24 protein-coding genes are annotated in these 22,553 nt (G+C 38.4%); 16 read left to right on the top strand and 8 right to left on the bottom strand.

The annotated features are described in order from the left end of the window. Nucleotides 1-114 precede the first annotated feature (114 nt). The 15 genes from JWR61_RS05360 to JWR61_RS05290 all read left to right on the top strand — a co-directional run bounded on the left by JWR61_RS05360 (nucleotide 115) and on the right by JWR61_RS05290 (nucleotide 13,780). Complete coding sequence (locus JWR61_RS05360) at nucleotides 115-2,304, top strand: hypothetical protein (protein WP_301926810.1); 2,190 nt, start codon at nucleotides 115-117, stop codon at nucleotides 2,302-2,304. Between the two features lie 221 nt (nucleotides 2,305-2,525). Further along, nucleotides 2,526-2,888: a hypothetical protein gene (locus JWR61_RS05355; RefSeq protein ID WP_301926809.1), complete on the top strand. Its 363-nt coding sequence runs from the start codon at nucleotides 2,526-2,528 to the stop codon at nucleotides 2,886-2,888. Nucleotides 2,889-3,146: 258 nt separating this feature from the next. Further along, nucleotides 3,147-3,710: a hypothetical protein gene (locus JWR61_RS05350; protein ID WP_301926808.1), complete on the top strand. Its 564-nt coding sequence runs from the start codon at nucleotides 3,147-3,149 to the stop codon at nucleotides 3,708-3,710. 1,078 nt (nucleotides 3,711-4,788) lie between these two features. Next, nucleotides 4,789-5,904, top strand: coding sequence for a TlpA disulfide reductase family protein (locus JWR61_RS05345; protein ID WP_301926807.1), 1,116 nt, complete (start codon nucleotides 4,789-4,791; stop codon nucleotides 5,902-5,904). Between the two features lie 347 nt (nucleotides 5,905-6,251). Continuing rightward, nucleotides 6,252-6,785 carry a hypothetical protein gene (locus JWR61_RS05340; protein ID WP_301926806.1) on the top strand — a complete coding sequence of 178 codons (534 nt, stop codon included), beginning with the start codon at nucleotides 6,252-6,254 and terminating at the stop codon, nucleotides 6,783-6,785. A 225-nt stretch (nucleotides 6,786-7,010) separates the two neighbouring features. Next, a complete protein-coding gene (locus JWR61_RS05335; RefSeq protein WP_301926805.1) occupies nucleotides 7,011-7,607 on the top strand; it encodes an SMI1/KNR4 family protein in 597 nt (198 codons plus the stop codon). Nucleotides 7,608-7,858: 251 nt separating this feature from the next. Beyond that, nucleotides 7,859-8,368 (top strand): LemA family protein, encoded by a 510-nt coding sequence (locus JWR61_RS05330; RefSeq protein WP_301926804.1) that lies wholly within the window; start codon nucleotides 7,859-7,861, stop codon nucleotides 8,366-8,368. 284 nt (nucleotides 8,369-8,652) lie between these two features. Continuing rightward, nucleotides 8,653-9,111 (top strand): hypothetical protein, encoded by a 459-nt coding sequence (locus tag JWR61_RS05325; protein WP_301926803.1) that lies wholly within the window; start codon nucleotides 8,653-8,655, stop codon nucleotides 9,109-9,111. Nucleotides 9,112-9,318: 207 nt separating this feature from the next. Further along, a complete protein-coding gene (locus JWR61_RS05320) occupies nucleotides 9,319-9,918 on the top strand; it encodes a hypothetical protein (RefSeq protein WP_301926802.1) in 600 nt (199 codons plus the stop codon). Nucleotides 9,919-10,176: 258 nt separating this feature from the next. Beyond that, complete coding sequence (locus JWR61_RS05315; RefSeq protein ID WP_301926801.1) at nucleotides 10,177-10,692, top strand: hypothetical protein; 516 nt, start codon at nucleotides 10,177-10,179, stop codon at nucleotides 10,690-10,692. A 249-nt stretch (nucleotides 10,693-10,941) separates the two neighbouring features. Then, a complete protein-coding gene (locus JWR61_RS05310; protein WP_301926800.1) occupies nucleotides 10,942-11,373 on the top strand; it encodes a hypothetical protein in 432 nt (143 codons plus the stop codon). A 258-nt stretch (nucleotides 11,374-11,631) separates the two neighbouring features. Continuing rightward, nucleotides 11,632-12,132, top strand: a complete 501-nt coding sequence (locus tag JWR61_RS05305) for a hypothetical protein (RefSeq protein ID WP_301926799.1) — start codon at nucleotides 11,632-11,634, stop codon at nucleotides 12,130-12,132. Nucleotides 12,133-12,358: 226 nt separating this feature from the next. After that, nucleotides 12,359-12,580, top strand: coding sequence for a hypothetical protein (locus tag JWR61_RS05300; RefSeq protein WP_301926798.1), 222 nt, complete (start codon nucleotides 12,359-12,361; stop codon nucleotides 12,578-12,580). Nucleotides 12,581-12,898: 318 nt separating this feature from the next. Continuing rightward, nucleotides 12,899-13,126: a hypothetical protein gene (locus tag JWR61_RS05295; RefSeq protein WP_301926797.1), complete on the top strand. Its 228-nt coding sequence runs from the start codon at nucleotides 12,899-12,901 to the stop codon at nucleotides 13,124-13,126. A gap of 219 nt (nucleotides 13,127-13,345) precedes the next feature. Then, nucleotides 13,346-13,780: a hypothetical protein gene (locus JWR61_RS05290; RefSeq protein ID WP_301926796.1), complete on the top strand. Its 435-nt coding sequence runs from the start codon at nucleotides 13,346-13,348 to the stop codon at nucleotides 13,778-13,780. A gap of 453 nt (nucleotides 13,781-14,233) precedes the next feature. On the opposite strand, the gene JWR61_RS05285 is transcribed toward JWR61_RS05290, so the two are convergent. The 7 genes from JWR61_RS05285 to JWR61_RS05255 all read right to left on the bottom strand — a co-directional run bounded on the left by JWR61_RS05285 (nucleotide 14,234) and on the right by JWR61_RS05255 (nucleotide 21,082). Continuing rightward, on the bottom strand, nucleotides 14,234-15,043 hold the full coding sequence (locus tag JWR61_RS05285; protein WP_301926795.1) for a hypothetical protein: 810 nt from the start codon (nucleotides 15,041-15,043) through the stop codon (nucleotides 14,234-14,236). A 216-nt stretch (nucleotides 15,044-15,259) separates the two neighbouring features. Beyond that, entirely contained in the window at nucleotides 15,260-15,415 is a 156-nt protein-coding gene (locus JWR61_RS05280; RefSeq protein WP_301926794.1) for a hypothetical protein, read from the bottom strand. 36 nt (nucleotides 15,416-15,451) lie between these two features. Then, a complete protein-coding gene (locus JWR61_RS05275; RefSeq protein ID WP_301926793.1) occupies nucleotides 15,452-16,216 on the bottom strand; it encodes a hypothetical protein in 765 nt (254 codons plus the stop codon). A 51-nt stretch (nucleotides 16,217-16,267) separates the two neighbouring features. Continuing rightward, on the bottom strand, nucleotides 16,268-18,250 hold the full coding sequence (gene mobC, locus JWR61_RS05270; protein ID WP_301926792.1) for a conjugal transfer protein MobC: 1,983 nt from the start codon (nucleotides 18,248-18,250) through the stop codon (nucleotides 16,268-16,270). A 26-nt stretch (nucleotides 18,251-18,276) separates the two neighbouring features. Beyond that, entirely contained in the window at nucleotides 18,277-19,554 is a 1,278-nt protein-coding gene (locus tag JWR61_RS05265; protein ID WP_301926791.1) for a relaxase/mobilization nuclease domain-containing protein, read from the bottom strand. Then, complete coding sequence (locus JWR61_RS05260; RefSeq protein WP_301926790.1) at nucleotides 19,539-19,940, bottom strand: plasmid mobilization relaxosome protein MobC; 402 nt, start codon at nucleotides 19,938-19,940, stop codon at nucleotides 19,539-19,541. Before JWR61_RS05260 ends, JWR61_RS05265 begins: the two co-directional genes overlap by 16 nt. A 236-nt stretch (nucleotides 19,941-20,176) precedes the next feature. After that, nucleotides 20,177-21,082, bottom strand: coding sequence for a toprim domain-containing protein (locus JWR61_RS05255; RefSeq protein WP_301926789.1), 906 nt, complete (start codon nucleotides 21,080-21,082; stop codon nucleotides 20,177-20,179). 156 nt (nucleotides 21,083-21,238) lie between these two features. Between JWR61_RS05255 and JWR61_RS05250 the strand changes: the two genes are divergently transcribed. After that, complete coding sequence (locus JWR61_RS05250; RefSeq protein ID WP_301926788.1) at nucleotides 21,239-21,520, top strand: hypothetical protein; 282 nt, start codon at nucleotides 21,239-21,241, stop codon at nucleotides 21,518-21,520. Nucleotides 21,521-21,533: 13 nt separating this feature from the next. Here JWR61_RS05250 and JWR61_RS05245 read toward each other — a convergent pair whose 3' ends face one another. Continuing rightward, nucleotides 21,534-21,704 carry a hypothetical protein gene (locus JWR61_RS05245; RefSeq protein ID WP_301926787.1) on the bottom strand — a complete coding sequence of 57 codons (171 nt, stop codon included), beginning with the start codon at nucleotides 21,702-21,704 and terminating at the stop codon, nucleotides 21,534-21,536. Between the last annotated feature and the right edge of the window lie 849 nt (nucleotides 21,705-22,553).

Here is a 22,553-nt window from a genome sequence, read left to right as displayed (position 1 = left end):
TTATTTAGCAGCGGTTCCGGGCAGGACAAACAATGAATTCCACATCTGCAGCAATACCTGAACGTTAGGCGATATGCTATAGCGACCCTACGCCCACTACCTAAACCATCGACAATGAACCAACTAGCAATACACTTTGAGAATTGTTACGGAATTAAGAAACTGCAACACACATTTGACTTCACCAAATCAAAAGTACAAATCATTTATGCACCAAACGGAGCCATGAAGTCTTCGTTTGCAAAGACGTTAGAAGATATATCGTTTGACAAAGTATCGGAAGATAGAATTTTTAGTGAACGAGTAAATCATAGGTCGGCTCTTGTGGACGGTAGGGATATTCTAAAGGAAGAAGTTTTTGTGATAAATCGAATGCAGGATGCTGATTTCAAAGAAGCTTCAACAATTTTAGCTAATGAAACACTCAAAAAGGAATATGATGAAATTAATATAAAACTATCCGATACTAAAAAAGAATTTATAAAGACAGTTCAACCTTATTTCGGGCTGAAAGAAAATGCAATCGAACAAACTATTACAGAGACATTTAAAACAGACATTTATGCTTTTGTTGAAGGCAGAAAAGAAGAAATTAATGCAATAACAACTCCAAATTTAACAAACATTGTTTTCAATGAAATCTTCAATGATAAAGTATCGAAATTTTTGCAAGAGAAGTCTTTTAATACAAAAATCAAAGAGTATATTACTATTTACGACAAATTAGTAAATGAAAATACAACGTTGTTTAAGAAAGGACAATTTAATCATAATAATGCCGACAATGTAACGAAATCATTAAAAGACAATGGCTTTTTCAAGGCTGAACATAAAGTCAAAATTAAAAATGTAGAAATTGGAAACATTGAAGAATTAGAAAATGTAATCAAGGAAGAAAAAGAGAAAGTTTTAAATGACCCTGAATTAACGTCAAAGTTCAATGAAATTGACAAAGCCCTTAACTCAAATAATGAGCTTCGCAATTTCAGAAGTTACGTTGAAAACAATCAAGAAATTATAAAAGAATTTATAGACCTAGAAAACTTCAAAAAGAAGCTTATTCTAAATTACATTGCAGATCACAAAAGCGAATTTGATCTTTTCGCAAAACAGTATGCTGAAACGAAGACAAAGCGTAATGCAATAACTATTGAGGCAAAAAAGGAACAAGCTGAATGGCTGAAAGTACTTGACATTTTTAAAAATAGATTTACAGTTCCATTTAAGATTAAAATTAAAAATCAAGAAGATGTTATTTTGAAAAATGAACCTGCTTCTTTGATCTTCACATACGAAGATGGTGCATCAAAGAAAGACTTAGGGGGAACCGAAATAAGCAAAAGCTTGAGTACTGGCGAACAAAGAGTTTTTTATCTCTTGAATATCATTTTCCAATTTGAAACACGAAAGAAAATTGGAGCCGACCAGTTATTTGTAGTTGATGACATTGCTGACTCGTTCGATTATAAAAACAAATATGCAATTATTGAGTACTTAAAAGACATTGCAGATGACCCAAGATTTAAAATGATTATTCTAACACACAATTTTGATTTTTATAAAACAATTAAGAAAAGGTTAGAAAGCGTAAACAATTGGGAAGGCAATTTCAAAGCAGTAAAGTCGGCAACTGAGGTGAATTTGGTTGCGGGTGAAAAGCAAGATGTTTTTCCACTACTGCGAAAAAACTTTTCTACTTGTGAAAAGTCATTTATCTCTTGTATTCCATTTGTAAGGAATCTTATTGAATATACGGTAGGGACAAAAAATGCAAATTATCTTACGTTAACTTCCTTATTACATATTAAACCGGCAAATGTGGCTGAAAGTATAAAGGAAACCAAAGCACATACAACTGGAGATATTGTAACAATTTTCAATAGCGTTTTTGGAACCTCTGTGGTTTTGGCTGACCCAGCAAAAAAGGTATATGACTTAGCTATTTCAATTGCAGAAGAAATTGAGACAAGCAAAGGAATTGAGCCCGTTTTAGACTTAAAATCAAAACTATGTTTATCAATTGCCATAAGATTTAAAGCAGAAGAATACATAATCCATAAAGTTACCGATGCAACATTCCTCACTAACATTTGGAGTAAAGAAACAGGAAAAATTGTAGGACAATACAAAACGGAGTTTCCTGGTAACAAAAAAGAAATTGAAATTTTTGACAGAGTTAATTTAATGACGGCAGAAAACTTACACTTAAATTCATTTATGTATGAGCCACTAATGGATTTATCAGAAGACCATTTACTTACATTATATAAGGACATAAAGGAGCTGGAAAGCACACTCGCCTAACAAATGTATTGCCGTCAAATGGGACTTGACGGAAGAACAATCGGCTGCAAATCGCTACGGTACTGCATCCAGGCTTGACGGAATTCTGTTCGGCTGGTAGTTGTTAACTTGTACTTTTAAATCATTATTCGACCGCAGTTGCGGGCAGACACAGCATCAAATATCCCATCTGCGGCAAGACTCGACGTTGGATGCCATTATTGCCGCACTAAAAAATTCAAATGAGACATCTGATTTTTATAATTATTCTAATGGGACTATTCAGTTTCTCATTTGGGCAATCTAAGACTGTCAAGTTAGTTATTGACTCAACAAAAATTTATTTCAGATATTTTTATAAATCAAAGATTGCCTCTGATGAGTCTTTAAATGATTCAGTTCTTCTTGTTGGCAGAAAAATAACGGACGACAAATTTTATTTAGATAAGTTCGTCAACAAGCAAAAAGTATGGACAAGAACTTATAGAATTGAGCTCGCAAAAGACAGTTTACGTATCACGACAAGAATGGGCGGACAGACAGGAAAAAAGGAATTTAAATATTCAAAAGAACCATATTACAATAGCTATTTACTTGACAATTAACTTTACAGACTATTTTAAACGGCAGCCAACATCAGGTTTTGCGCAACTTGGGCAGGACAAACAATCTTCAGCAACGGTTCGCTACCAATCATTGGTTATGGGCTGGACCGTTAACTAAGTATTTTTATTTTCGCTTTATAAATTGCGTTTCTTAATTTACATCCAGGCGGGGGCGGACACAGCAACAAATACCCAAGCTGCGCAAAGCTCCGCTCGTTGTATGCCATTTTGCAAGACGTTCCAGAATGACAACAAAAAATGAATAAAATATCTTTCAAAATATTACCAAGTTCAGAAACAAATGACCACGAGATTCGGGTTTTAATTGACAATGAAGATTTCTTGGGCGATGACTATTTGGGACTTGACCCACCTTCTTTTTTTGAACAAGACAACTTTGACAAAGACGGAGAATTAATGATTGGGCGATGTACTTGCGGAGTTGAGGGCTGTTGTGATTATCCAGTAACTGTTGCGGTTAATCAAAACACTATTTTATGGACAAATCATAACGGACTAAACTTAGCTTTTGACAAACAAGACTATGACCATTCAATTGGCGCAGCTAAAAATGATTACAGTTGGGAAGATATTAAAAGAAAAGTCGAGCGTTTGACAACGAATGTTTTAAAAAAATCACAGACAAAAGACAATTATAATTTTAATTGGGCATCAGCGAGGATTAAAGACAAACAAATTACTTTGAGTTACAGTAAAAATGGCGACCAAAAAATGTTTGACATTGCGTGGGACGGACAATCAGACACAAACGTTGAAGACAACGCTAAACAATTCTTTAAAGACAACCTCAAAGCAGAATAAAACGGCACACAACATTGGGTTTTATGCAAGTTGGGCACGACATTATAACATCACCTAATTGCAAATCCAAGCTGTGGTTCGGGCAGGACAAGCAACTTTCAACTTTGGTTCTTAAATTCAACTTTATATTTTCAATCAGCAGCGGTTATGAGCAGACGAATTTCTAATTCCCAACCTGCATAAAGCCCGTTCGTTGTGCGTCATACAAACCGACATTCCGTAACCAACAATAGTCACTGACAAAGTAATTGAAAAAAGGTATAAAATTATTGGTTATTCTTTTACTGCTTTATCCAATTTACAAAGGAGTTCGTGAAATATTTTGGGTCAGACACAGCAGCTACACAATTGACAACACCATAAAAATTAAACTACGAATTGACGACGGCATATTGGGTTTTCAAGACTTTAACAATGACAAGACAATCACAATTATGAATAGTAAGACAAGGGCAACAATGAAAACTACTTATGTTTCATTAGAGTCAAATTGATATTTCTTCATTGACACAGTAAGTTCAAAAAAAGTTTTATCAATCGTTGATCAGTTTGCCGGACAAAATTTCTATGATTATTCAACTCTTAAATTGGTAAACACTGAAGACTGCTTTAAAGAATTTGGAGGTTGTGGTAGTTGCAATGACAGTTGTTTAGTTCAGTTGGGTAAACCATACTTAATTTATGACAATGACGGCTTTCATAAATAGATGTACGAATGCACAACATTGGGGTTGCTGCTATGCTGGCAGACGAATAAATTCTCAACTTTGGGTTTGCTTATCAGCAGTGGTTGTGGTCAGACGTAATGCTATTTAGCTTTTTGTTGTTAAATTCATCATCATATTTTTAATCAGGCTTCGGTTCCGGCTGGACAAACATGAATCCAGCAAAGCAGCAACCCCTGCCCGTTAGCGGAAATTGTATAGACGTGAATTATTTCCGATCAGAGATTTTTATGAGTCAACTTTTAAACTCGTCAAATAAAATGCGATACCTTATTAAACTGTTTTAATGTTTCATGAGCAGTGCATAAATTGAAACTAGAGCAAAGCATTATAAAGTATTCAATATATTAATCATGCGATCCAAGCTTCAGTTATTTCTGCTGTTATGTGTCATAGCAGTTTCCGCCCAAGGACAAAATGATCAATCCCCTTTGCTAAACATAGGTGATCCCGCTCCACCGTTGCGTCTGCGTAGTTGGTTAAAAGGCACACCGCTTCAACAATTCGAAAAAGGAAGCGTATATGTGTTAGAGTTCTGGGCAACCTGGTGTGGACCTTGCAAAGCAGCAATGCCTCATCTCTCCGCCTTAGCCATTGAATACAAGGACAGGGCCACCATTTTGGGTATTGAAGTATCTGAAAAGAAGACAACGTCTATTGAAAAATTAAAGGCTTTTGTCGACAGTATGGGACATAGGATGGACTATAATGTTGCGGCGGAGGATAGTAATTTTATGGAGGCTGGTTGGCTCGATGCTTCCGGTGAGCGGGGCATTCCTAAAACTTTTGTGGTGAATGCAGAAGGAAGGATTGCCTGGATTGGGCACCCTAAAGACCTTAATGAAGTTTTACGCGAAATAGTGAACAATGCTTGGGATATAAAAGAAGCACTGGCCAAAAGAAATTTGGACATACATTTAATAGAGCTGGATGATTCAGTAAATCGCAAATTGAATGAGTACACCGGCGATGCTTTTAGACAGGATTATCTTGGGAAACCTGATTCAGCCCTTTTAGTGATTAATGAAACGGTTAGAAATGAGCCAAAGTTGAAATACGCTCCAAAGATTGCCTTTCATACATTTTCTGCGTTACTCAAAACGTCTCCACACAAGGCCTATGAGTATGGCAAAGCGGTGATAGTAACACCTACCTATACGGAGCCTGCCTATTATTCCATTATTGATGCTATCGAGTGGTATTCAGGCAAACTGAATCTACCGACAGAAATTTACCAGTTAGGTGCTGACGCTTACCGGGCAGAAATTGATGAAATTCCGTATCCGGAACTTGTGAACAAGTCCAAGCGTTATAACAAAATGGCAGAGTGGTATTGGCGTGTAAAAGATAAATCAAAAGCAATAGATGCCCAGCAAAAAGCTATTGAAGCGCTGAAAAGCAAAAAGGATTTTTCCGCGACCGAGTTGACCGCATTTGAGTCCAGGCTTCAGCAATACAAGAAGATGTAGCACGAAGGTGAGGTCATCCCGTTATTGCAAAAATAACATACGGGCAGTAGTGCCTTAAAGTTTCTAAACGTCCATAGGTCAGATTAAGTATATTGTAAAAACAATTTACGAAGTAAAATAACTGCCGCTAACAGTGGGTTTTATGCTATTGGGGCTTGACCAACATACATCGGCTAAAAGCAAAGCCAGTCTTCAGTTTGGGCTTTACCTGCACCTTTGAACATTTGTAAAAACAATGAACTTTTAATTATATATTTAGCAGCGGTACCGGGCAGGACGGAAGTAAATATCCCAACTCATAAAGCCCTGTCCGTTAGCGTCAATTTCAAAAAATGATCCGTTTATAAATGCAGCTATTTAGACTTTTTGCTTTAATGCTTGTTCTTTCAAACTTAATTGCTTGCTTTGACAACAAGCAGCCTAAGCCAAAGACTGTTATAATACCGGTAGACACTTCAAATAATTTGAAAATTCGAAAACAGAATTTTACCGTATTAAATAAAATAGACACATCTTCTTTTAGCGTCGATTTTTTCACACAACTTCCAAGTTCAATTTCAGATAGTAGTGGTGAGTTTTATACTTATGACACAACAAAATTGATTGACAAGAAATATATCTTTCTCTCAGATTTAGCAACCTTTGCTGTTGTCAAAATAAATGGAGCAGAGATTTACTTAGTAAAGGATTATCAAAAATCAGTAGAAACTTCTAAAAATACTTTTCGAGATGTATACTTAGGTAACGGGTATACAGTTCTTCTTACGCTTCATTTAATTAAATATTTAGGTGACGGCAAGTCTTATAATGGAGGGAAATTGGAAGTGCAAAATTCGAAATACAAACTTTCATTCAAGGTACATGGTAATTCGAAAGTATAAAACTGCCACTAACAAAAGGTTTTGTGCAATTCGGGCATGACGTTGAAGCAATCATCGGCAGTGCATACCCAGGCTTTGGTTTCGGCGGACGTAATTCTCTTGGGAAGTAGTTCTTAACTTCAGCTTTAGTTATAAATTTAGCTTTAGTTCTGGGCAGAGAGTTGGTCAATTCCCCAACTGCACAAAGCCCCGAACATTGGTGGCAATCAACAGACCTACTTCAAAATGAACGACATTAATCAAATAATAGACGCTTATCCAGACGAGTATCTCGCTATAAAAAAGCAAGCAAAGAAATATGTTCAAAATGCTTCTAACATTGACGACAATCAAGGAGTAAATATTCTTCATAGACCTTGGGTTGCACGTTTGAATTGGGGACTTATGATTTACAAGGGTGCAGACACGAAACGGATTGACGAAGCAGAGGCAACTATTAGCAAGACAATTCCTAATTTTTATAAATGCTTCTTGACAAATATTAATGGTTGCTTTCTCTACGACATTTCAATGTTTGGGTTAATACATTCTTTGACGCGTTCTTTTTTGCAATGCCATAGTTTGACAACTGCGAACAATGACTGGATAAAGGGATTTAATGTTGACCAAAGTTTTTTTCATTTTGGAGGAGGCTATTATTCTGACAAAGAGAATACAGGCTATTTTTATGGACAAGGCAAAATAATGTCAATACGAAAAAATGGAAAACTTGTAAATGAATGGAGCAGTTTTTCAGATTTTCTAAACGAAGAGTTATTGAGAGCCGAAAACGAAATGCTAAAAGAAGTACCTAAGAAAACAAAGCTCATAGTGACAGAATAACTGCCACCAACAAAAGGTTTGCCGCAAGGCTGGCTGACGGAATAAACATCGGCAGTTGTACAACTATCAGCTAACATCGGGCTTGACCGAATTCTATTTGGCTTTTAGTTGTTAACTTCAACTTCAGTTTTTCAATCGACTTCAGTTGCCGGGCGGACACAGCAACAATTCCAGCACTGCGGCGAGCCTCGTACGTTGTGCTTCACCTTACATGACACTCCGTTAAATAGACAAATTAATTTAAAAGCTCAATGAAACTGTTTCTTCAATTTACTATTATCTTATTTCTTCTATATTCTCAAAACAGCTTTGGGCAGGACACGGCAACATCTATCGAAAAGAATTGGGCTATACTCAAAACTCAGCTACAAAGACGAACAAACATTGTAATTAACTTTATTCAAACTTTGAACAATTCCAACAAAGACAAAAAAGAGCTTGCAAAATTAAAAATGATTGCTACTGGCATTTCCAAGTATCTTGACACATTAAAACAATTCGACAGTCTTTCAATCGACGTGACAATGAAAAAAAATCACTCTCTTAATAAAATATTGACAAAGACAATCACATCAATTGAGAACGACAAAAAATTTAATAAACGAAACGATGTTATGAATCTTATGGCTCAACTTGAAGGAGCTGAAAATAGAATTGTAGTTGCCAGGTATGAATACAATAAAAGTTGCAAAACATTTAATAGACCTGATTTGCAATTTCGGGAAAAGGAAGATGCAAAAGCAGTACGAGTGGAATTTTGACAAGGCGAACGCACAACAAAAGTATTTGCAAAAGCTGGTCGGACGGAATAACAATCATCAGTTTTTATTTGATCAGCTTTAGTTCCGGGCTGGACAAACACCAACGGGCAGCTATACGCAACTTCAACTAATAATTTTAATCAGCAGCGGTACGGGCGGACACAAGTGTATTCCCCAGCCTTCGCAAATACTTGGCTCGTAAGCCGCCATTCACTTTGACAATCTACTTGCTGAAACCGCTTTTTACATTGACACTAATTATTATTACGCTCTGACAACTGACCATGAAATTAATAATTACAGATTGGATAAAAAATGGAAGCATAACTCCTCTGAATTGGGGTGACTCTTCTGAAGAAATTAGTCATCTATTTTCCAATTCATCTGGAGAAATAATTTCATTGAAACAACGACATTATCCATTTATAATAATCGATTTTGTAGAGTTTTATTTTAGTGACGATATTAATTTTGTTGGCTTGAATGAAATCATAATTAAACCTATTTCACTTTACAAGGGAATACAGACAAAGTCCATAGACCCCGGATGGCTAACCCAAGAATTATCTTTTGAAAATGTAAGTACAAAGCTTACCGAGTTACAAGTGCATTGGCATATAGAACGTGGGCCTTATTACGACACTCCTAATATTAGAACTGAATCAGGACAACTTTTTGCCTTTGACCCTGACAGAATGGAAGATAATGATGCCCAACTAATGAAAATTTACTTGCGGGAATAAAACGGCAGCTTACATGTGGTTTTATGCTATTGTGGCATGATCAACTAACATTCTAAAAGCAAGGCCAGTCTTCAGTTTGGGCTTGGCCAGCATCTTGGTTCTTTGGTACAAACAATGAACTTTAATTTATAAATTTAGCTTCGGTTGTGGGCAGACGGAAGTTAATATCCCAACATCATAAAGCCCGATACGTAAGCCGTAATTTGAATGAGCATCCTCAACTTTATAAAAAACATTTTCAAGACAGAATCTGCTCGACAAAAAGAGACAAAGTTTAAGCCCGACTCAAACGCTTATTATTTTCACGAGGACTATTATTGCCAGATAGAATATTTGCCAAAAGAAAACTTTAGCACATCTTCAAAAGTTGCGACAGAAATAATCGAGCACTCTGAAAAAACATTTGACGGTTATGGGTGGAAAGGCTGTTACATACGCAGTGAGGCAAGCGTTCCGACAATTAGCAAAAATATTAAAGTGAGACATTTGGTTGACTTTCTAATTAATGAAGGCTTTTCGGAATATCCGAGTGTGACGACAGGCTATAGTACGACGGTGTTTCCCTGTGACAACATAAGGGCATTCAAAAGGCAATCTATTGTACTTTGCATTGATTTTAAAGGTGACATAGTAGATGATATTTGGCACAACGACTCACCTCATCAGTTAGACAATGACATTTACAAAGAATTTCTGTTAACAATGGCAGACAAATTCAATTTATTACTTGCTGACTGGTGGAAATCAATTGTTGTTGATATTTCTAATCCAGAAGAGATAGATAAATACTTTGTTTATGACGAGTGACAAAAACTACGGCTTACATTGGTATTGCCAATACTGGGGCTTGACATTGAAACAATCAGCAGCGGTAATTCTCCTGTACTTCAGTTCGGGGCTTGACGAATAAAGCCCTGCTTTAGTTCTTACTATTTAACTTTATCAAAAAAACAGATAGCAGTTCCGGGCGGACGAATATAAAATTCCCCGCCATCGGCAATACCTGCTCGTCTGTGCAACCTTTTTTTTGAACATTCCGTTAACTATATAAGTTTTGACAAGACAATGCAAAATTCAACAACCCTTACTATAACAGACGACTCCGGCTTTTTAGGTATTGTCAATACTGACAAATACAATTCCTTTGTAAGTGAAGATTGGCAATTGACGCAATTATTTAATCGCTTCGTTGACGAAATAAACAATGACAATTTAATACTTTGGTCGACCGGCTCTGAAAATACTTGGACTGTAAATTTTGTAAATAAGCCATCAGGCACTAAATCATTTAGAGAGTTTTACAAGACACTTGAAGTCACCAATGGAAAAATATTCCTGACTAATTACGAAGACTTAACAATGGCTGCACAATATGATGACGAAAAAATTCCTGCTAAACATAACACTGGCTTATCTGTTAACTTAGACAACGGAAGACACGTATTTCAAATCAGGCAGTTATTTGACCCGGAAGACTTCAATTATGACCCACAAGGAAAAGTAAATTTTGAAATCGTTGTACGAGCTGACATAAACGAAAAAGCTCAACAAGTTGACAAAGTGTTTTGGTGGACAGAGTAAGGTATGCACATAACATTGGTATTGCCAATAGTGGGTCTCGACATTAGAGCAATCCCTAGCAGTAATTCTGTTGTGCTGTGGCTGGGGGCTTGACGAATAAAGCCCAGCTTTAGTTCTAAATATTTAACTTTATCAAAAAGCCAGGCAGCAGTTCCGGGCGGACGAATATAAAACTCCCCACCATCGGGTAATACCTTCACGTTATGTGCTACTTTACAGCTCATCTACAAAAAAATAAAAATTAATACTATGGGCTTGCTAACTGGATTGTTTGGCAGTAGTAAAAAAGGGTTGCTTCACGACGGTGAGCTGGGTGACTTTACTGAGTTAACACATCATGGAGACGTGATGACCTGGAAAGGTCAGACTAAAGTTTTTAACGAAACAATTTCGTTGTATATGTCAGGAAATTCAGACCGGCTAAACTCGTCAGAAAAAACGAAGTTGTTAAATACCTTAAAAAATGAAGCCGTCATAGAACCGCAAATTAATGAGGTATTACGAATTCAATATGAACAAGGCGATAAAGAATATTCTAACTGGCAAACTCACTTTAATTGTATTACTATGTCGACAATGAACAATGAAGTATCGATAACTTTCGAAGAGAAAGAATCTTTATATCATTTCAACGTTTTCCTTTTAAACAGTAAAGTGGTTGGAGCGTCCATCGACAGCTGAAAATGGCAGCACACAACATTGGTATTGCCAATAGTGGGGCTGGACAATGGATCAGTCAGCAGCGGTAATTCTGTTATGCGGCGGTTCGGGGCTGGACGAATAAAGCCCTGCTTTAGTTCTTAATATTTAACTTTATCAAAAAGCCATGCTGCGGCCTCCGGGCGGACGAATATAAAATTCCCCACCATCGGCAATACCTGTTCGTTGCACGCAACTATCAGCACTACCCTTTTAATCGTAAAAAAGAATTAATTCCCTTTGGAAAATATAGTAATTGACAAAGTAACAGATTGGGGAGGAAACTTCAAACTCCATATTCAAAGCAAAGAAATCAAAGACAATTCTTACGTTTATACAGTTTGTTCATTGTATGAAGAAAATGAGATTGGCTTTGAATTACAAATTCCAACTGACATTAAAACTTTCGGTGAAGGAGTTATATTTAAATCTTTAGGAAACATAAGCGATAATTTCATAAAAGCACTTTTTTCAATTTACGGTCTCTACCCACAAAACAATTTAAAATTTGTAGATAGTATTTCATTTAACTATACTGGACTAAATGATTTGGTTTACAAAAGTGATGGACAGAAACGGCTAAGTCATATAAATTATGTCAAAGTGTTTCTTGAAGGAAATGGAGAAGATGAATATGCGGAACTTTATGTTAATATTGACGAAAACAATGAGACAATTGAATTCGAAGAAAAAGAATATGAATACCGACCATACGTGGCAATGCTTCTTTCAGTAGAATAAGAAGCTGCGTGCGACATTAGGTTTGCTGCAAGGCTGGCTGGACGTTGAAGCAATGGTCATTTTATAGCTGTTGTGCTTCATCTGGGCTCGACCAACATTGTTGAGCTTTTGCTTGTTAATCTGTACTTTTATATCTTTAATCAGCTGCGGTTCCGGCGGACGAGCGATGAATTCCAGCCCTGCAGCAAGCCCTGCCCGTTAGTGGCAACTTTATCGAAACCCTTCTATGTTCAACATATTCAGACGAAAAGAGAGTAAGCGAAATATTAAAGCTAATGCTTTAGCTGACAAATTAGAAATTGCCAAACAACAACTTATTTCCGATTTGGAAAAAAACGGAATGGCATTTTTAATTACTAAAATGGGAAGCAATGAAGAATATTCCGACTTGATTTTAGAAAGACGAAAAATTGATTTTAGTTATAAAAGCGAAGACAGCGTCTCATGATACGCATACGGACAATCAGACAAATTACATTCAGACGAAGATAAAACGGAACTTTTAAGATTACTTACAAATGAAAAGTTCTCCAACTACAAAAAATACATTTATTGCTGCCTGGCAAGTATTTGCTCCAATACCAATGACAAAGACCTTTTTAATTTCTTAATTGACAAAATCCAGCAAGAAGATGATGAAAGTACAAGAATCTCTATTCTATCAAGGCTTCAAGACATTGAGAAAGGTTCAGGTTATAATATAGAACCAATTAAAACAATAGTCAGGGATGGGACGGAAGGTGAAACCCGAGCAGCAATAAGAGCTTTGTCAAATACAAATGATCCTGAAGTTGAAGACATATTTTTAAATGAATTTGGAATTTCAGATAAACACATGAAGGGAACAATTTGCGGACCACTATCAACAGTTGGAACATTAAAATCAATTCCAATTTTAAAAGAAGCTCATAAAAAAACAAGAGATGGCGGCTTAAGAATGCTAATTGAAAACGCAATTGATAAAATTGAAACCCGTACAAAAAGCTGCCACTAACATTGGGTTTTATGCTATTGGGGCTTGACCAACAATCTTCAGCTAAAAGCAAAGCTAGTCTTTAGTTTGGGCTTGACCAGCATTTTTGAACTTTCGTAAAAACAATGAACATTTAATTATAAATTTAGCAGCGGCTGTGGGCAGACGGAAGTTAATATCCCACCAGCATTAAGCCCTGTTCGCTAGCAGAAATTATTTCAACTCTCCTACTATATCAAGATGAGACTTATTGCGATTTTTCTATTTTTCTTTCTCGTAGTGGTAGAAGCCAATGCACAAAAAAATTATTATCCCGACGGATACTATTTCTCTAATTCCGAGATAAAAAAGGGTGACTGGAGTTTTGACTGGCTTGGGATAATGATCGAACCAGCTAAAAACCTCAGAAACTTTGTGTCCGTTAGATTTCGAAATGTAAAGACGGACAAGTGGGCTGATATCGAAACCAAGAGATATTATATTAATCGTGACAGTACTTCTATAACTTTCAATAGTAAATTGATCGGCGAGTTTGTCATCAATGGACGTTTTACCCCTAGCAAAGTTCCTTATAACGACAACCAGATCACAAGTAAGACCATTGTTTTTGTTGGGTCGTACAAACTAAATAATAAAACCTTTCCCCTGACTTTTACATGGGGCGAAGGAGATTAACTTCTGCTAACAACTAAGGTTTCGTTGGGTGCGCAGCACCGACAAGGAAGCCTAATGTTGAACGAAACCGGCAAAATGCTGGGGTGGTATTGTACTATGGAGTTGTCGTTTTGTAAGCTGAGCGTTGATGTTGATAGTAGGGGTACTATTTTTTTCAACGATTCATTTTCTCCGGTGTGCCGGTATTTTAATGCCTCTTTTTTGCTGACAGGCACAGCACTTCCCTTCGCATTGATCAGGCATTGATTTTTCTCCGGTCTTGTATTTCGCTGGTGGACTACGTTTGCCAAAGATCGATATGGTAATCAGCGTACCTGTTTTGCAACAAGGACAGCAGTGCAGTTTTGTTTTGATTTCAATCGCAGGTGCCGGCATTTTTTAAGCACTGTCTTAGCGCAGCAAGCTTTGCATGCTTTTAGGTATTTACTCATAGAGGTTAACCTGGCAAAGATTTCATCTGCGGTCGCTCCCGTCCAATAGAAAATAATTAAGCATTTCCCTCAGCCTACTCTTAAGAGCATAATCATACCTCGATTCAATTTCATGTGTCGTCAGGTTAGTAGTAAGATGCAGGCTGCTAAATGGAATCCGGTGCTTATTTAAATAGCGGGTCTGTATAATCTTACTCACCACGTCAGATTTGTTACCGAAGTCAAATACTACACTCTCCCGCCCGATGTCATCAAAGGCCCAACCGACGAATTTCTGATAAAAAAAATCCGGACTGTTTCCCCAGCCAGGAACCATACCGGCAAAAGTCTGAAAATACTCCACGCCGTTTTTCTGGCAGGCAGCTTCAATTTCATAAACTGAAATCAAATGAAAACACTGGCGTTTGTTTTTGCAGAATATTTTCAGCAGTTCAGTTTTACCAACGCCAACCGGACCAGAAAGCAGAAGCCCCTTTGATAATTTATAACCCGATTTTTCAAAGGCCGGATCATTTGCAAAATACTGGCAGAGCAGGTGAAACATTTTTTCACACTGATGATCCACGTGGAAACCAGGATGGTTTTTCAACACAAATTCCGCCAGCTGATCTGAGGTGAACGGCGTAATTGCTTCCTGCAATTCTCTGGCCTTCCTGGCTTTTTCCTGGCGCTCTTTTTCAACAAAATATTTTTCGCAGCGGGCATCATAAAGCGCATATTCGGTTTCTTCCGGTGTCAGGCTGATCTGATCAAAATCTGGCGGCATGGCCAGCATTCGTTTGTCTCGGCCACGTAAAATATTTCCGATTGGTTGCATGTTACTTGCTTTCATTTTTTTAGTTTTTTTAAATTAAAAATTAGCGGTGGCCATATTCTCTCACCCCACTGCTTTTAGCAATTAGCAAAGCCCCGCCTCCAGTTAAAGCGAAACAAAAAAATGCGCGGGCAGATATCCTGGATTTGGAATAGCACCGTGTTGAAAAGCTAAAGCGCAGCCTGGAATATTTTTTTTCATCAGCGCGCCCATTACTACTACAACAAATACTCTTTACTCTGTAACTCTTATACTCTGTTTATATGCAAAGCGGATAGTAAAGCGGATAGTAAAGGAAGTTGTAAAATAATTTTCCTTCTTTACTTCTTTGTTTGCTTCTTTCTTTACTCTCTTCTTTTGTACTTCCGGCCTTACTTTTCCTGCTTCCACGGTTCACATAACCGATGGCATTTGTTACTTCCACGTTCAAAGTCCTTTTTTATAATCCGAAGAGCTGTGTCTTTTTTTCGGTTTCTTGTAAAACGATGTTAACGGACCTGCCATCCGATGATGGTAAGGTACCGGAGGGCAGTAATTGGGCATCCAGAAAAGAAAATGCCTTCGGGCACTAGGGTAATTATTGTACCACAAGCCGTTGTTCTGGATCATCCACCGCTCAACAGCTTTTTTAAATTCTCCTTCCGGCAATCCGGTCTGCTGGTAGTACTTCACCAAACCTGCATCCCTTTCAAAGACCGGCAATAGAGAGTCGTAGGTTTTCTTTTCTACACCAATTAAAACGTGCAGCTGATCTGTCAGGACTGACGGGTGATTAACATCCTCCGCTGACAGGAAGGCAACATGTTTATCTTGGCTCTCATCAAGTTTCTCCGTACCTCCTGCCGCCAGAATTTTGTAGGTAATGTTCGGATCACCCTTACCCTTCGAAAAGAAGTCAATCAGACCAGATTGCTTCAGGATATTGCGGTGCTTTTCAAGGGTCGGCCGGCTGATATACAATTCAGCACAGACCAACGCGTTTTGACGGCGAAAAGAAACAGGCCTCCCCGTTGCATTCCATACCTTGCATAAATAAAAATAGGTAAGGCCAGCACAACTAAGGGCCCGCCGGTCTTCTTCCCCACAAACCGTCCAAAACTGTTTGAAAGCATCGATCAACGTCAACTTGTTTTCTGTCATCCCAAATTCTTTAACCTGTAAAAAAATCATCTTTCCTTTATCGGTTTTCAAAGGTTGTCTCGTTATCTCTTAAATAAACATTGGTGTTATGGGTTCCAAAACTCAATTGCCAACAACCAACGCTGCCAACGCCGGGTCACTTAAAATTCGCTCCATTTCAGCCATCACAAGGTTCTCAACATCCTGCTTGATCTGCAGATAATTCTGCTTCACCATGGTATTGTCTACCTGTCTGACTACCGGCAAGGGCTGGTAGTTCTCCTGCTCTTTTTTGATGGCGCTGTGATCATTCTGCAAGACAGCATGAAAAGCTTTCAGCTCAATTTTACAATCCGAATCGTCTGCCACCATGCCCACAAATTCCCCGGAACTTAAACCGGCAATGGTGGAAGCAGGAATGGAATTCTCCAGTTGCTTGGAAAAGCTGAATGTGGTTTCATTCCGGTTCACGGTATAACTGGACCTGTCCTGCAGGATCTGGCTGAAGCGATCAGACAGTTGTTTGGCCGTATCGCCCGTTACCTGGCCGCTGACAATATTGCCGGTAATATTCATAATGACATCTGCCTGGCTGGTACCATAATCTTTTTTAAGCTGACTAAAATCCTGTACGCCCAAGCAGGTGGCTACTTTATTGCTTCTTGCGGTTGCAATTAATGTGTCCATGTTGTTCAGGTAGATCGTAGGGAACTCATCCAGCACCAGGCTGCTTTTCAATTTGCCTTTCTGGTTGACCAATTTTACCAGGCGGTTGACATACAAAGAAAGTACTGCACCATAGACTTGTATTTTCTGCGGGTTATTGCCCATGCAAAGAATCTTGGGTGCTTGGGGATTATTGATGTCCAGGCTAAAATCATTGCCGGATAAAACGTAATAGAGCTGCGGAGAAGACAGCCGCGCCATGGCGATTTTACCGCTGGCGATTTGTCCTTCCAATTGCTCTTTTGCACCATGCTCGTAAGCACTCACAAAAGGATTGATCAGCACCTCAATTTCCTTTTCTGTGCGCAGGATGGAAAACAGTTTATCATATTCTACCTGCATCAGTTCAATCACATGCGGCAGGGTGCAGAATTCTCCCTGCTGGTACTTTCGTAAAAACCAGATGACAGCTGTTAAAAAGTTGATGGGCGACTCCACAAAAAAATCACCCTGCTTTTTGATCCATTCCCGGTTTAAGCCCATGAGTATGGTACGGGCGGATTCAGCAGCATCCGTAATATCCAGCATATTTTCCTTATCCAGGGGATTGCATCTGTGCGAGCGGGAAAGGTCATCAAAATTAATCAGGTAAAACTCGGGATGCACTTTATAACAATGACGGTTTTTCAGGAAATGATTATAGGCAATGATGGACAGATCATCCAGTTTAAAATCGTAGACAAACATAGAAAACCCTTTAGCTAAATGCTGCGTGATGACATGCCGGATAACAAAATAACTCTTGCCCGATCCTGGACTTCCGAGCACCAAAAGAGAACGGAATGGATTGATAATATTGATCCAACTTTTGCGTGTCTTTCCTTTTAACTGGTAAACCGCTGGCAGGTTGATGGAGTATTCATTTTCAAGGAACCTTTCTTCCTGTGGAAAGGTTTCATTTTCCCGGTTGGAAACGCTCTTGTTATTGAATCGCATTTTAATCACCGCAGTAAACATGGTGCCACCAGTTAAGACAAGCATAAATCCAAGGCTGGTAATTAGCATATAGATCACTGCCACTGTTTGGGTATCCATATGTAATTGCAATATCCAGTAGTTACCAAAATAACAAAGCAGCCCGGCAATGATATAAATAACGACGGTTCTATATCTTTTTTGCTGATCCTTGGTTGCCCTTGCTCCGATCAGTGAAATCGCCAGAAAAGCAAGCGCCCCTAATTTGGATTTAAGCAAGTTTGTGAACAAGCCTGCCCGGCTGATATTACTGAGCAATCTGTCGGTAATTGCCGATCTCCATCCCCAGGCTTCAAAAGCCCGGTAACAATAAAAATAAAAATGCAGCGCCAGTAAGACCAGGCTGATCAGCCTCGTCATGTCCAGTATCTTGCGCAATCCCTGTTCATCTTCTCCTGTATGCATACAATCCGATTTTAATTTTTAATGATTCAAAGCGATAGGTATTTTCTTTTCTTCTTTTTTTGCAGGAATTCCTGCGGAACAAAATCATTCGTGCGGGAAGGACGCAGCACGGTATCCAGTATATTTTTTGAAGGCTTCTTTGCATGTGGTATAGCACTGCTGCTTTTCTTTCTGATGAAATCTTTTTGCTGACTGCGTTGAGGCTTCTTTTCATCAACTTGCTTTTGCTTTAATAGTTCAGGCTTCAGCGCCATTTCGCCGCATTTTTCCAGCACAGCTTTGGCACTGTACTCCTTCCCCAGCTCACTGCCATTAAAAACCGTTTTGGAAGCATGGTCAACATAGGTGATGCCATAAACCTGGCCTTCTGCTGACCGGCGCAGAACGACATTGATGCGCTGCTTTTCCAGTGACCTTGCAAAATCTTCCAGGCCTTTGAGTTGCTGGTGCAATATCCAGCCAATGGTAGTCTGCAATTTTTTTTGATACGGCATTCGAAAGGCATCATTTTCGGCGAACTTTTTTTCCAGGTTGGCCAGGGTTGGCTTCATGTAAAATGCACTGGCTTTAATGGGTGTACCCACCTTATTCCCTGCCTCATTCAATACCCGGTAATTAAGCCCACGCTGTTTAAACATGCGGGAGTCTTCAGCACCACGTTCGGCAATCACATTGTATAACTGAAGTACTGCATTGTATTCCGGCAGTGAAGTGTATTTGTAAGTATTGTAGACAGTAGCCAGCACATTGCTGATGGCTCGTTTGGTTTCGGATTTGCCATACGATATTTTTTTTGCATCCACAGTCAACAGTTCCTGCGACTGAGCAAGTTTATGATTTTCCGCCTTCACCAATTTAAAATCCACTTCAATTTCTTTCCTGGCTTTTTCCGATTGATTTTTTCCCAGGTTATGCATAGAAATTCGTTTGCCGTTTCTTTCAATATTGGTGCTTACAATATGCAGATGCGGATGACCTGCATCCTGGTGACGGTAGACCAAATAGGGCTGGTGGCCAAAACCAATTTTCTCCATATACACTGCTGCTATCTCCACCATTTTTTCATTGGATAATTTTTCGGTAACATCAAAATTTAAAGACACATGCAGGCTGTTTGTAGAGGCTCTTTCATTCATATTTAAATGCCTTTCAAAATGGAGCATCTTCTCATAAAAATTAAGGTCTTTTGCCTCCTTTAAAAAGTTGGCAGCCTCTAGCAATTCGGCCCTGCCCTGTTGCACTTTTTGCTCATTGTAATTGAGCGCTTTTGAAATGCTTTTTCCGCTATTTATTTTTGCGACCATTGCGTAAATATTTGAGCGATTTTTGAATTGATCTCATCTACTTTTTGCTGGATGCTTTGTTTACTGTTTTCATTGAGCAAAGCCCATGCTTTGATCTCTCTTTCATCCTGCATGGCATTGAGTTTTCTGACTGACTGGTTGAAGTTATTTCCGATGGCTTTGAGCTCATTTCGGAGCAGGATCATTTCCGCCAGAAAGTCATCAAAGGACTGGTTGCGGGTGTAGACGGTGATCGGTTTGTCCAGGACAACAGCCCGGATAAACTCACTTAATTTCTGCTTGGTAGAGTTCTTAAATTGCAAGTTGATCTTATTATAATCCTGTTCTGCAAATCGGATGGTAACTTTCCTTCCAAGGTTTTTTTTATGCTGACTCTTCATATTCATTCTCACTTTTTATCTTAAATTATCTGGGGCTTTACCCTTGCAAACTCTTTCCCGAAGCGACTCCGGAGCGGAAGGCAAAGCCGTTTGTCCGACAAACGTACATCTAGCCAGTTGCGCTATAAGGCAACTTAAGGTATTACCAAAACCTCCTTTCGTATGATTTACTATCGGGATCATCTTTCCATGGTATAGCATTTTTGAAAAAGATAATTTTCGATTTGCGGCTGAAAAAACAATTAAGGTGGTCTCTCTTTCAGGAATGATTTGGGAAGTTTACCCATAGTGACAATCCATTCATTGAGATCTTTATAACCGGCGTAAAAACTACTTTCATCAATGTACTTTTTATTGAGATCAGTAACAGACCGGCTGCAATTTTGTCCGGCTACATCGTTGTCCAGGAAGAGATGGATGGCTTCGTATTGCTCTAGAAAAGATCTTGATTTTTCGAAGAAAGAAAGGGAATTCAGGATACAAAAATCCCATTCTGTTTCTGAGTAATTTTGTAGCAGAAAAACAAATGAAAGGAAGTCAAAAAACCCTTCAAAAACAGCGATCTTTTTCGCGCCGTTTTTGATGGTGGTAACGGCCTTTGGAGCGCCGCTGTTTTTACAAAAAGCATTGCGCATTTCGTAACCTCCTGCGTCATTTAAAAAACCGATGGAGTAATAGATTTTATCGTTCAGTTTGTAATCTATTTCCCTGCAATATTTGTCAGCAAGAATGATCGGAATATTACGACTTTTAATGTACTGTAACAATGCGGGTGAATGGATTGGTTTAGTCTTAAGAATTTGGATCACCGGCTCACCACTAATCTTACCAGTATCAGTGCTTAAAGCATTTGGCTGGTGAAAAGAAAAATTGCACTCTAGTCTCTGGAGTAATTCGTTAATCGAACAACTATAATACTCAACTGCAAAATCAACCAGGTTTCCGCCCTTTCCAATTCCATGATCATACCACCGGTTCAGTCTACGATTGACTTTAAATGATGCTTTCTTTTCTTTTCTTAAGGGAGATAAATACCAATAGTCCTGACCTTTGATTTTTTGAGGCTCATAGCCGGAAGCTTTGAGGTATTCTACTATGTCCATTGCTTTCACCTGCAGGCAGGTAAGCCTTTTCTGATTATTTTTCATGCTGCACTATTTCTTTACACGAATCAGTTGCCGGTTGTAAAATTACAGCTGGCTATATTCAGATGCACATCCTGATCAAATACAGAAGGGGATCATTTCAGAAGAGGGAATTAATTTTGACTGGAAAAAATGATTGTACACTTTAAATGAAATGTTATGTTAGCGAAGAATGAAATTGCCCGGATATATGATACTGTATTAAGCATTCCCGGCATGAATGAAACAATAAAAATATCCCTCAATATTCCCCGAAAAAATGTCTTGTTGCTAAATAAAGTAATTGAACGTGGACTTGCTACAAAAGAGGAAAAAGATGCATCATCGAATGTGCTGGAAATGGTCACTGCAGAAAACGTCAAAGAATTATTGGTACTAGCTGCCGATCTTCTAAGTAAGGCAGGCCTTACCGAAATGAATCAGAAATTGCAGGCTTTATAAGTGAAATAATTTGTTATCGCAACACCGTATGGCGGCCAATTTGAACTTTGAAATGACTGGCGGGCGCAAGTATGGACAGCGTAGTGTTTACAGTTTGGGCTATCTGTTGACGGCTTTCTTCAATAAGTTTAGCAACATCTGCTACTAACTGGTGTTCGTCGTCTGTTTTTTTCAGCTTCGCCATTGTGCCAGCGTTAAAATGGTAAAATTTGCTCTCAAACAATTTCAAAAATAAAGTTGATGGCAAGAGATACAACCTACTATTTTAGAATATCCTTGCAAACAGAAACATTCTGCATTTAAGATCGTTTAGCATCGGCCTGTATCATACCCTACATAATTTAAGACTGATTCCAAAGCCTTTCAATTGCCTGCTTCCCTTCATAACCACCTACAAAATTATTGTAACTGAATTTGATTTTTTGAATGAATAACAATTGTGGCTTGTCTTTAAAGGTTTCAATTTTACCAAAAATGCAAACGGCTTTGCCTTTAAAAAATTCCTCCGGTTTAACTTCAAATGATTGTCTCAGATCAGGCCAGATCACCAGCGTTCATGGGTTGTCCGGATAACTTCCTCCAGCGTTTAAAAGTGGTGGTTGCCTTTCCTTCTGTCTAAAAAAATGTCGCCAGAAATCGTGGTGCAAATTTTAATTGAATCGCCGGGTATGCTTGCTGATTTCACCGACCTCGATTTCTGTTTGGCCAAATGCCCACGTTGAAAATAATAGTGTTGCAACTAAGACGTAAGTGCTTTTCATGTTGGTTGAATTTTATACCAGCAAGTTTACAATATTCGTACCCTAATGTAATTAAGAGTGAAATAAGTATTAGAGATAAAAACAAGAGATCAACCATGCTAATGATTGTGAAATCTTGGGTGACATGATGTCGATACTTGAAACAAAATACAGAGATATAACGCCACTCTTCATATGCAATGTTGCCATAGGATTAGCCCTGCGGGCTATTTAAAGTAAGATTTCTATAAGCGTTTGTGAAGGGCACGATTGCGTCGCAAAGAAAGGACTGT

The sequence above is a fragment of the Ferruginibacter sp. genome, assembly GCF_028288465.1.
Taxonomy (GTDB): domain Bacteria; phylum Bacteroidota; class Bacteroidia; order Chitinophagales; family Chitinophagaceae; genus Ferruginibacter.
This window is presented reverse-complemented; position numbering and strand designations above follow the sequence as displayed.